Raw genomic sequence first — 928 nt, 5'->3', positions numbered from 1 at the left:
GGGTTGTCGTTTTCTTCCCAGAGGACTTCTCGACGTACGGGGTCTTGGCCGATCACTGCGATACGCCCTCGGGGAAGGTCGTGTTGAACCTTCCGGGCGATGGTGGACTTCCCCGACGCCGAGTTTCCACGGAGGATCACAAGGGCCGGCGCTGATGTCATCGGCCCATCATGCCGTGGGCTTCCTAGGAAAGCGCTACGTTGTGGGCATGGCGAGCATCGTTCGACCCCTCAGAGGGCGCACGAAGGTCAAGATTCCTTACCAGCCAGGGTCGGGGAACCGTGACCTCCTCAAGCGGATCTGCGGAGAGCAGACTCGCCCCAGGTACAACAGGGACGAGAAGTGCTTCGAGGTCGCACGCGAACACCTCCGAGCCCTGATCGAGCAGCTACCGGGCGAGCTCGGGACCCGGGTGGAAGTCACCCTCCACGGAGCAACCCAGACGACGTGCGTGGAGGCATGCTGGAACGCCTCGCCTGAGACACGCTGGGACTGCGAGTGCTCATGCGCCGGCCAATACCACGGAGAGGGGGTGGGCCCCCCGTTGATCGTCCGTGATGGCCTGGCTGTGGAAACCGAGTACACAACCCACACCTTCATCGTCTGCCCCTAGACGTGGGCTGAGCTCACCCGCCGGCACGCAACGCTGGCCCGGTCACGATCGCTCGGTCGCGCGTCTTCACGACTCGCGATTCCACAGCCGGCTCTGGGCGTCGCGTAGGTACTGCTCTGCATCGGACTGGGTCAGCTCGTGGAAGGCGTGCCGTATCTCGTCGCGCGGTGGGATGCGGTCGTAGTGGTGGTAGAAGCCGTCGATCCACGCGTTCACGTCCGCGCTCGGTGGGCGCGGTCGGGGTGCCATGGGAGCCTTGGGGGCGGGCGGCGCCGGGGCACTCTGGACCGCACAGGTAATGGGACCACTTTTCAG

1 protein-coding gene and 1 pseudogene are annotated in these 928 nt (G+C 65.1%); both read right to left on the bottom strand.

Features of this window, described 5'->3' with window-relative positions:
- A partial coding sequence (locus tag IG178_RS26300) for a zeta toxin family protein (protein ID WP_193215206.1) occupies positions 1–161 on the bottom strand: 161 nt, incomplete at its 3' end.
- 518 nt (positions 162–679) lie between these two features.
- Positions 680–928: pseudogene (locus tag IG178_RS25785) on the bottom strand (hypothetical protein); the annotation flags it as partial.

This window comes from Neoluteolibacter marinus (genome assembly GCF_014904755.1).
GTDB classification, from domain to species: Bacteria; Verrucomicrobiota; Verrucomicrobiia; order Verrucomicrobiales; family Akkermansiaceae; genus Haloferula; species Haloferula marina.
Note: the sequence above shows the minus strand (reverse complement) of the source record. Positions and strands in the feature narration are given on the sequence as shown.